Below are 10,400 nucleotides of genomic sequence, written 5' to 3'. Positions count from 1 at the left end.
ACATACTGAAACATTGAAGGTGCACAGACATACCCGAGTACTCTTGCCGCTCCGCCTACCGCCGCGAAAACATCTTCATGATTTTTAACCTTATTTGGAACCAGGATATATCCTATTCTCTCACCCGGAAGTGAAAGTGATTTTGACCAAGAGTATGCCACCAAGGTATTGTCATATATATTAGGCAAAAACTCAGGTTTTTCATTTGTAAACACAAGTTCTCTGTACGGCTCGTCGCTTATTAAAAATATAGGATGTGAGTACTCCTTTTGCTTTTCTTTTAAAAGCTCTGCCAGTGCTTCCAAATTCTCCTTAGGATATATCACACCTGAAGGATTGTTCGGAGAGTTTATAAGTACGGCCTTTGTATTTTCATTTATCTTACTCTCAACCTCAGAGATATCAAGATAAAGATTTTCACTGCATTTTGCAAATACAGGTTTACCGCCCTGACCTTCTATAAATACCTTGTATTCAGGGAAGTACGGAATATTTACTATTATCTCATCATCATCCGACTCTATAATTGCCTTAAATATAATATTAAGTGAAGCTGCTGCACCACAGGTCATAAAAATATTTTGCTCATTATAGTCTGTAGAAAAACGTTTGTTTAAGTTTTTTGCAACCGCAAGCCTTGTCTCGGTATCACCTGCTGATGAAGTATAGCTATTGTACTCTCTCGGTGAAAGCTCCTCAACCATATACCTTATAGTATTTGCCACCTCTCTCGGAGCCGGAGTGCTCGGATTACCAAGGCTGAAATCAAGTACATTTTCTGCTCCGATTTCCTTTGCAAGCTTGCTTCCATACTCAAATATATCTCTAATAACCGACCTCTTTGTACCAAGGTCAAGCATCTTTTTTGAAACCATTTTCTCTCCTACTTTACTATAGTAACCGATGCCTGTGCCGGCAGGCAAATCGCCGACTCACCTACATTTTTTATATAGCCGAATCTTTCACAGATATGATCGGGACATTCACTGTGTACAAATGCAATTGCACCGTTTTTGATATCCAAATGTATTTTGATGCCGTTGCTCTCCAAATCTATTTCCCTGTCTTTTGACAAATCAATATCCAGACTTAGATTATTGCCGTACTTTAAAACCGCCTTTCCGCCGGGCTTTTTATTTAATAAAATATAAAGTCCTACTGCGATACCTATAATAAGTACAATAATAATCAAAATGATATCATTTTTCTTTAACTTCATTATTTCAGACTCTCCAAAAGCTTTCTTGAAGCCTCTATCTCATCATTTATAGCTTTAAGCCCCGGAGCGCCCTTTGTATTTCTCTTTTCAACGCAGGTCTTTAGAGAAATTGTATCATAAATATCGTTATCAAAGACCTCTGAAATATTTTGAAACTCTTCCAAGGTAAAATCATCCAGCGCCTTGTTATTTTCAATACCGTAGAGTACAAGCCTGCCTACTATCTCATGTGCATCTCTGAAAGGTACGTTTTTCTTAACCAGATAATCAGCCGCATCGGTAGCGTTTGTAAAGCCGCCTCTTGCACTTTTTGCCATTTTCTCATGATTGAATTTCATACTTGAGAGCATTCCGCTCATAAGCTTTATCAAACTTTTTACAGTATCTATGGTATCAAAAGACATCTCCTTGTCTTCCTGCATATCCTTATTGTATGCAAGCGGCAATCCCTTCATTGTAGTAAGAAGTGATATAAGGCTTCCGTATACTCTTCCGCTTTTTCCTCTTATAAGCTCCGCAGTATCTGGATTTTTCTTCTGAGGCATTATAGACGAACCTGTAGAGTAGGTATCATCCATCTCTACAAATCTGTACTCATCCGTATTCCATATGATAATCTCTTCTGAAAGTCGGCTTAAATGCATTGAAATTATAGCAAGATCTGATAACAGCTCCAAAAGATAATCCCTGTCACTTACGGAATCCATACTGTTTCTTGTGGCGGTATCAAAATCAAGAAGGCTTGCCACATAATCTCTGTCAAGATCATATGTTGTTCCTGCAAAAGCTCCCGAACCCAAAGGTGAAAGATTCATTCTCCTTCTTGTGGAAACCAGTCTGTCAAAGTCTCTGATAAACATCTCAAAATATGCACCGAAATGATGTGCCAATGTGGTCGGCTGTGCCTTTTGTAAATGTGTAAAGCCGGGCATATATGTAGACTTATTCTCTTCCATTATATGAAGCACTTCGCTAAGCAGTTCATATAAGAGATTCTTAAGTTCATCTATCTCATCTCTTACATAGAGTTTCATATCAAGTGCCACCTGATCGTTTCTGCTTCTTCCCGTATGAAGCTTCTTACCGGTATCACCTATTCTCTCTATAAGATGTGCTTCTACAAATGAATGTATATCCTCACTGCCGTCATCAAACTTTAGTTTTCCGGCATCTATATCCGCTTCTATCGACTTAAGACCTTCAATAATTTTATCTCTCTCAGTATCTGTAAGTATATTTTGTTTTGCAAGCATCTTTACATGAGCAATACTGCCTCTTATATCCTGCTTATAAAATCTGTGGTCAAACGAAAGTGACTCGTTGAAGTTTTCAACAAGTTTATTCGTCTCCTTTGTAAATCTTCCACCCCAAAGTTTCATATTTTCTCCAAATCTCTATTATTTATCATCGCCGTCATTATTTGTATCGGCTTCTTTATTACTTTCATCATTTGTATTAGCCGATGCGATATGTATCATAACATCCACTATCTTCGGATCTCTTGATGTGTCTTTAGTGTTTATATTTTTAAAATCCTCGGCTTCGGATTCGGATAACACCTCATCACCTGACTTTGCTACAGTATCCGACTCATCCTGTAAGTCTTTATCTGTGTTTTCAGTATCCAAGTCATCGTTATCGGATTCGTCATCAATGTCCGATTCGTCATCTTCTTCATCATCTTCATCCGACTCGTCGTCATCGTCCAAATCTATCTCTTCTATTTCATCTTCCCTAAGTCCAAGCTCTTCTTTTCTGAACTTAAAGCCGTTATTTTTAAACATTACAAATAAGTACATCAAAATAAGTATCGCTATTGAAGCGCCGCTTATTATTGCACCCTCTATGAAGCCGACAGTCTGATACTTAAACTCTATCTGATGTTGACCCTTTTCAAGCTTAAGACCGATAAAGGCATCCAAAAGCTTTATCTTCTCAACCTTTTTTCCGTCTACATATACATTCCAACCCTCATCATAAGGAATTGATGTAAAAAGTGTGGTGCTTTCTACCGAATGAACGTTTCCGATAAGATTTGTATCCGATATCTTACTTAAAGTAAGCGGATTGGTGTTCAAAATATAATAAAGCTTCTTTAATGAATCATAGTTTACTCTGTAGACTCTGACATCAAGATTTTCATCTTTGTTCTTATCGTCACTATTTACAAAATGTCCGTTCTTTTCGGCATCCAAGGTACCAAGTTCCATTAAATAATGTCTTTTCAGGTTTTTGAAAGTCTTCTTGCTTTCACCGTCTCCAAAACTGAAGTCCACCTCGTCAATACTTGGATTGGTCACATATGCATAGTATTCACCATCTTCATCTGTAGTAAAGTTTACAGAATTTGATTCATTAAATGTCTCAACCTGTTCAAATATATCAGGCAAATCGTATACGGCTGCAAGGTCGTTTTGCACCTCTATAGGGTCGCCTAAGTTTATATTCCACTCATCACTGAATCTTTCATCCACCATAAATCCAAGCGGCAATGTATAAGGGTTTTCATACAGATAGCTGTTACCTGAAACATCAAGTAATGAAATATTTGCATTCCTTGTCTCACCTGTATATATTGCATACTTTACACTAAAGAGCATATCAAGTAAAGGCGTCTCCCCTGTGATGGAGTATGCATTTGTAGACGCTTCATTTCCAAGCTTCTCAAACAGGTCTGAAAGTGACGCATTGGCGGTTGATGAAAATATGGATACCGATCTGAAGTTCATCCATGCTCCGTCATCCTTTGTCTTTCTGTCCACCTTGTCTATACGATAAAATTCATCCTTAGGAAGCTTTGCTACAAGTGCTCTTACATCCTTATTGTCATTTATATAATTGCTTCTGTTTATTGTAGTTACACTGGTTACAGACATATTTATACTTGACTCTACCACTACCAGAGCAAGTGCAAATAAAAATAAGCTTGTAGTTGAAAATCTCTTCTTTATATACATATATGTGAGTATCGCATATAAAGAGATAAAAATCATCGCTACATAAAATACCGCAAAATGGAAGTCTTCGTTGTTCACTATCTTTTGCGCCAAGAGTATATAACCCATGCTTATACCAAAAGCAATAAAAAGATCTCTTGCGGTATTTTCCTCAAGTCTGTCATATGCTTTTGCACACATAAAAAGCACAAGGAAAATATATATAAAGCTTTGTCTGGCAGGAAGTGAATTCGGATAGTGAAGTCCGTGCCAGATATAATTAAGTACATTTATAGAAAATCCTGCAAGGAAAAATACAAGCAATGTAGTATATACCGCTTTTTCCTTTTTACCGATCTTTTTGTTCAACAAATAAAGCAGTACAAACAAGAATACTCCGACTCCACAGTAAATATTAGGCCAATGGTCAAGACCTATCTCTATCTGTACATTTCCCATATGTCTTGCAATCATATCAAATATGGAAAAATATGATTCAAATGTTGTAGGGAAGTTGAAATCTCCCGATGCGGTAAGCTTCAGAGCATATATCTCAGGTAAAAGCACCAAAGCGCTTAATCCTCCTGCAAGCAATGAAAATACCGCAAACTGTACTGATGTTATGATAAACTTTTTAAAATTGTTGTCAGGCTTAAGTATCTGTAAGGATATAAAATATATAACCATAAACAGACATATCATTATGGAAATATAGTAGTTTGAAAGTATACATATACCGAGGCTTACAGCATATAAAAATCCCTTGTTTTTCTTTACAAGGCTTTCAAGACCTAAACATACTAAAGGGAACAACACTATACAGTCAAGCCACATAATATTCCAGCTGTACGCAGCAATATATCCTGAAAGTGCATAAAATATTCCAAAAAAGACTATTCCGGATTTTTTCTTTGTGGAATGCTTTGATAAATAATATGTAAAGCTAAGCCCACAAAGACCTATCTTTGCCACAATCATATATGTCATAAACTCTATAACATACGCCTGTGGGCAAAGTACAATCAGCCAATTGAGCGGACTTGCCAGATAGTACGCGTACAGTGCCGAAAAGTTGATACCCATACCAAGGTCCCAGCTGTATAGCAGTGAACCTCCGTGGCTCAGCTTATATTTAAATTCCGAGAAAAACGGAGCGTACTGATGATACATATCAGTTCTTAAAAAGCTCTCATCTCCAAAGGGAAATATACCTCTTTGCACAAATATCAATACCATTATAAAAACCGGTATAAAAAAGGATAAAATAAATACCGCCCTCTTATCCAGTATAGTTTCTTCTCTCTGATTCAAATTCAAATCTTCCATCTTCTTCCTCCGTCTTCTCACTAATTATAGTAGAGGTTATTTTTTAAATCAATCAAAATCATAATATTTATATACAATACTAAAAAAAAATGCTATACTTCTACCTAAAAGTCGTTAGGAGATATATGAAAAAGAAAATTTTATTACCTATTTTGGCATTCGCCGTATTGCTTATCATGATTGCCGTCATATTTTCAAATAGAAAAAATAAAAAGGAGCCGGAAACTACAACGGAGGCTACCACCACTGTGGAAGAAACTACCACGATGCCGCCTACAAAGGCATATGAAACAGATGAAAATTATAAAAGAAAGATAGATTTTGATTCACTTAAGGCTACAAACCCTGATGTTATAGCCTGGGTATATATCCCTGGTACAGTTATTGATTATCCTATACTATGGAAGGAATACGATATTGAGTACTATCTGCACCACGATATAAACCATAAGGAATCCTATTATTCGGTATATATGGACGGATACAGTAATTCCGATTTTTCAACGCTCAACAATATCATCTACGGCCACCATATGAAAGACGGCAAGATGTTCACAGATATAACAAAGTTTAAGGATGAAAACTTTTTTAAAGAACATAGGATGATATATATTTATACACCTGATAAGACATATAGGCTTAAGACCTTTGCAGCGCTTTATTCGGACTCCGCTCCTGAGAGAAGGCAGACATATTTTGACGATATGGACTATTTCCACAACTATGTTGACAGGATGACTGAAAAATGTAAGTTCAGAGATATTCCTTCAAGCGGCATTGATAAAATATGGTCCTTTATCACCTGCTCATATGAAGGTGACGATACCAGAACCATTCTTTATGCTTATGAGTTAAATGATGATAACGAGCCACAAAGATATGATTTATCCGCTATTGATTTCGGTGCGGATCACAGGTAAAATTATAGCTGTTGTCAAATGATATAACTTATAGTTATAGATATTATGTTATATAATAAATTGACATTTATAATAATGGTGCTATAGTAAAGGGCGAACCAATTTATTTTATTGTTTTGTCAAAACTATTATTACTACTTTAAAATATTTGGAGGTAACATGAGACGAGTATTTTCACTTATTGTAGATAATTCTTCAGGTGTTCTGAGTCGTGTGGCAGGTCTTTTCTCAAGAAGAGGCTATAATATAGACTCACTCACTGTAGGTGAAACAGCCGACCCGCGTTTTTCAAGAATGACGGTGGTTTCTATAGGAGATGAGGACACACTTGATCAGATAGTTAAACAGCTGCGAAAACTTGAAGATGTAAGAGATATCAAGGTTTTAGAGGAAGGCAAGAGTGTTTTCCGTGAAATCATTATGATAAAGGTTAAGGCAAACGCTTCACAAAGGCAGGATATTGCGGCACTTTGTGATATATTCAGAGCCACTATTGTTGACGTGGCAAAAGATTGTCTGACAGTTATGCTTACAGGCGACAATTCAAAGCTTGAAGCACTTTCAAATCTTCTTTCAGATTATGAAGTTTTGGAACTTGCAAGAACAGGACTTACCGCTCTTTCAAGAGGCAGTGAGGACGTAGTTGTTTTAAATTAATTTTTTGACGATTCACCTAACAGGTTAATCATAAAAGTTTTTAGGAGGTATTATTTTATGTCTAAGATTTATTATCAAGAAGACTGTAATCTTTCAATGCTTGAGGGTAAGACTATTGCCATCATCGGTTATGGCAGCCAGGGACACGCACATGCATTGAACTTAAAGGAAAGCGGATGCGATGTAATCGTTGGTCTATATGAGGGCAGCAAATCATGGTCTAAGGCAGAGGCACAGGGACTTAAGGTTTATACAGCTGCAGAGGCTGCAAAGAAGGCTGATATCATCATGATTCTTATCAATGATGAGCTTCAGGCTGATATGTACAAGAAGGATATCGAGCCGAACCTTGAGGCAGGAAATATGCTTATGTTTGCTCACGGTTTCAATGTACATTTCGGATGTATCAAAGCACCTAAGGACGTTGATGTTACAATGATAGCTCCTAAGGCTCCGGGACATACTGTTCGTTCAGAGTACCTTGAGGGTAAGGGAACACCTTGCCTTGTAGCTGTTGAGCAGGATGCTACAGGTAAGGCACTTGACCTTGCACTTGCTTACGGTGCAGGTATCGGCGGCGCAAGAGCAGGTCTTTTGGAGACTACATTCCGTACAGAGACTGAGACAGACCTCTTCGGTGAGCAGGCAGTTCTTTGCGGAGGTGTTTGTGCACTTATGCAGGCAGGTTTTGAGACTCTTTGTGAGGCAGGTTATGACCCAAGAAACGCATACTTTGAGTGTATCCATGAGATGAAGCTTATCGTAGACCTTATCTATCAGTCAGGATTTGAGGGAATGAGATATTCTATCTCAAATACAGCAGAGTACGGTGACTACATCACAGGACCTAAGATCATCACAGAGGATACAAAGAAGGCTATGAAGAAGATCCTTTCAGATATCCAGGACGGTACATTTGCTAAGGAGTTCTTACTTGATATGTCTCCTGCAGGTCGTCAGGTACACTTCAAGGCTATGAGAAAGCTTGCTTCAGAGCATCCTTCAGAGAAGATCGGTGCAGAGATCAGAAAGCTTTACAGCTGGAACAATGATGATGAGAAGCTTATAAACAACTAAACAAATAACGGGGTAGCGCTTGCTACCCCATTTTTTATTTCATATTTTAAATTTTATCTATTCTCCCTTTAAAGGTATAAAAGTTCTGCCATCCTCAGTATTGCCGGCTTTTACGGCATTTTCATAGGCCTCCTTTGCCTCTTTGACAAAGATTTCCTGTGAGTTTTTCCTTGCTTCATTGTTTTTCTTTACCTTTTCATAGCTGTCGTCAGTTAAGAGTATTGAAGCCTTTACATTGTCTTCAAGCTCAACCTCAAGGTAGTGCTTGATACTCCTTATGATATCCTCATCCGCTACCGGGAATACTATCTCCACTCTCTTTTCAAGATTTCTGTTCATCCAGTCTGCACTTCCAAGGAAAATCTCCTCTTCACTGTCTATACGGAAATCAAATATTCTGGCGTGCTCAAGGAATGTACCCACTATAGACCTTACCGTAATATTTTCAGATACTCCCTTTATTCCTACTCTGAGGCAACATATACCTCTGACTATAAGCTCTATCTTCACTCCCGCACAGCTTGCGGCATAAAGCGCTTCTATAATATCCTTGTCTGAAAGTGAATTCATCTTGGCAATTATATGAGCATCACTGCCGTTTTTTGCAGCCTTTGTACATTGATTTATTTTATTTAAGAATGTATCCTTCATCCAAAGCGGAGCTACAACATATCTCTTCCAAAACGGAGGCTCCGAATATCCGCTTAGCATGTTAAAGACCGCCGTAGCGTCCTCACCGTAACTTTCTCTTGCTGTAAACATACCGAGGTCTGTATACAGTTTTGCTGTGGAATCATTATAGTTTCCGGTTCCAAGGTGTACATATCTTCTGATACCGTCTTCTTCTCTTCTTACCACCAAAGTTATCTTCGAGTGAGTCTTTAATCCTACAAGACCGTAGATTACATGACATCCCGCCTTTTCAAGCATCCTTGCCCAGTTGATATTGTTTTCCTCATCAAACCTTGCCTTAAGCTCAACCAAAACCGTGACCTGCTTACCGTTATCCGCCGCATTTGCAAGCGCCTTTATAATAGGAGAATTTCCGCTGACTCTGTAAAGTGTCTGCTTGATAGCAAGTACATTCTTGTCTGCAGCCGCCTTTGATACAAAATCTATCACAGGATCAAAACTCTCATACGGATGTGAAAGTAAAATATCTTTTTTCTTTATTTCCTCAAAAATATCTTCACAATCCAAAAGTCTTGCGTTGGCTACAGGGATATGCTTTTTATCCTTCAGATTGTCAAAGCCGTCAAGTGAGTATATCTTCATAAGAACTGTAAGATCCAGAGGTCCGTCTATTCTGAATACATCCTCTTCATCAACATTAAGCTCGTTTTTTAAAAAGTTTAAAAGGCTTGTATCCATCCTCTCTTCAACTTCGAGTCTGATTGCCTCTCCCCACTGTCTTTTCTTTAACTTCTTCTTGATTTCCTCTAAAAGGTCCAGTGCCTCGTCCTCATCAAGCTTAAACTCCGCATTTCTCATTACTCTGAAGGTTGCAGCCGAGATTACCTCATAGTTTAAGAAAAGCTTATCAATATTTTTTTCGATAATATCTTCAAGATAGATTATCTTTCTTTCCTCGGAATCTGTAGGAATCTCTACAATTCTTGGAAGTACAGACGGTACCTGTACCATTGCAAAGTCCATATCTCCATCCACATTTCCAAGGTAGACATCCTTTTTCTTCTTCTTTGAGCTTTCATCCTTTCTCTTTCTGATAAGAGCCGCAATATTAAGTGTCTTATTTCTTACAAGAGGAAACGGTCTTGACGCATCCACGGCCATAGGAGTAAGTACGGGATATACAAACTCGTCAAAGTATTCGTTTATGAACTTTTTCTCACTATGTGAAAGTTCGTCACCGTGACCTGCTATATACAAATGATTTTCTTTAAGAAGAGGTAACAGTGAACTGTAGATTTCATACTGCTTTCTTACAAAATCATGTGTCTCTTTTGCAAGTACATTAAGCTGTTTATCCGCACTCATTCCCGCAATATCTTTTTTCTTATAGTCGGCATCCACCATATCCTTGAGTGATGCAATCCTTACCATGAAAAATTCATCTAAGTTTGATGATGTGATACTTAAAAATTTCAGTCTTTCAAAAATCTTTACATCATCATCTTTAGCTTCATGTAAGACTCTTGTGTTGAACTTAAGCCAAGACAGTTCTCTGTTGGTAAAATATTCCACATTGTCAAACTTTTCCATAAAGCCAACTCCTTTCTATCAAAAAGTCCTTATCTGTTTTAA

General features: G+C 37.7%; 8 protein-coding genes. 3 read left to right on the top strand and 5 right to left on the bottom strand.

Features of this window, described 5'->3' with window-relative positions; genetic code table 11:
- From ACO6FI_RS04550 to ACO6FI_RS04535, 4 genes are all read right to left on the bottom strand, one after another.
- Positions 1-875 (bottom strand): aminotransferase class I/II-fold pyridoxal phosphate-dependent enzyme (locus ACO6FI_RS04550; RefSeq protein ID WP_485456309.1); only part of this gene is annotated, 875 nt, incomplete at its 3' end.
- A gap of 8 nt (positions 876-883) precedes the next feature.
- Positions 884-1,219: a NusG domain II-containing protein gene (locus ACO6FI_RS04545; RefSeq protein WP_485456308.1), complete on the bottom strand. Its 336-nt coding sequence runs from the start codon at positions 1,217-1,219 to the stop codon at positions 884-886.
- Entirely contained in the window at positions 1,219-2,598 is a 1,380-nt protein-coding gene (gene argH, locus ACO6FI_RS04540; protein ID WP_485456307.1) for an argininosuccinate lyase, read from the bottom strand. The genes ACO6FI_RS04545 and argH overlap by 1 nt, the downstream gene beginning before the upstream one ends.
- A gap of 18 nt (positions 2,599-2,616) precedes the next feature.
- Positions 2,617-5,481: a YfhO family protein gene (locus ACO6FI_RS04535; RefSeq protein ID WP_485456306.1), complete on the bottom strand. Its 2,865-nt coding sequence runs from the start codon at positions 5,479-5,481 to the stop codon at positions 2,617-2,619.
- Positions 5,482-5,606: 125 nt separating this feature from the next.
- On the opposite strand from ACO6FI_RS04535, the gene srtB reads away from it, so the two are divergent.
- From srtB to ilvC, 3 genes are all read left to right on the top strand, one after another.
- Positions 5,607-6,401, top strand: coding sequence for a class B sortase (gene srtB, locus ACO6FI_RS04530; RefSeq protein ID WP_485456305.1), 795 nt, complete (start codon positions 5,607-5,609; stop codon positions 6,399-6,401).
- Between the two features lie 159 nt (positions 6,402-6,560).
- Positions 6,561-7,058 (top strand): acetolactate synthase small subunit, encoded by a 498-nt coding sequence (ilvN, locus tag ACO6FI_RS04525; protein WP_009445922.1) that lies wholly within the window; start codon positions 6,561-6,563, stop codon positions 7,056-7,058.
- Positions 7,059-7,115: 57 nt separating this feature from the next.
- Entirely contained in the window at positions 7,116-8,135 is a 1,020-nt protein-coding gene (gene ilvC, locus ACO6FI_RS04520; protein ID WP_485456304.1) for a ketol-acid reductoisomerase, read from the top strand.
- Between the two features lie 57 nt (positions 8,136-8,192).
- Here the strand turns inward: ilvC and ACO6FI_RS04515 are convergent, their stop codons facing one another.
- Entirely contained in the window at positions 8,193-10,358 is a 2,166-nt protein-coding gene (locus ACO6FI_RS04515; protein ID WP_485456303.1) for an RNA degradosome polyphosphate kinase, read from the bottom strand.
- Positions 10,359-10,400 lie beyond the last annotated feature (42 nt).

Source organism: Lachnoanaerobaculum sp., from assembly GCF_057250505.1.
This window is presented reverse-complemented; position numbering and strand designations above follow the sequence as displayed.

Excerpts from the sequence above, each read along its gene's own strand:
- ACO6FI_RS04535 (WP_485456306.1), bottom strand. The coding sequence starts at position 5,481 with ATGGAAGATTTGAATTTGAATCAGAGAGAAGAAACTATACTGGATAAG.
- argH (WP_485456307.1), bottom strand. The coding sequence starts at position 2,598 with ATGAAACTTTGGGGTGGAAGATTTACAAAGGAGACGAATAAACTTGTT.
- ilvC (WP_485456304.1), top strand. The coding sequence starts at position 7,116 with ATGTCTAAGATTTATTATCAAGAAGACTGTAATCTTTCAATGCTTGAG.
- ilvN (WP_009445922.1), top strand. The coding sequence starts at position 6,561 with ATGAGACGAGTATTTTCACTTATTGTAGATAATTCTTCAGGTGTTCTG.
- srtB (WP_485456305.1), top strand. The coding sequence starts at position 5,607 with ATGAAAAAGAAAATTTTATTACCTATTTTGGCATTCGCCGTATTGCTT.
- ACO6FI_RS04515 (WP_485456303.1), bottom strand. The coding sequence starts at position 10,358 with ATGGAAAAGTTTGACAATGTGGAATATTTTACCAACAGAGAACTGTCT.
- ACO6FI_RS04545 (WP_485456308.1), bottom strand. The coding sequence starts at position 1,219 with ATGAAGTTAAAGAAAAATGATATCATTTTGATTATTATTGTACTTATT.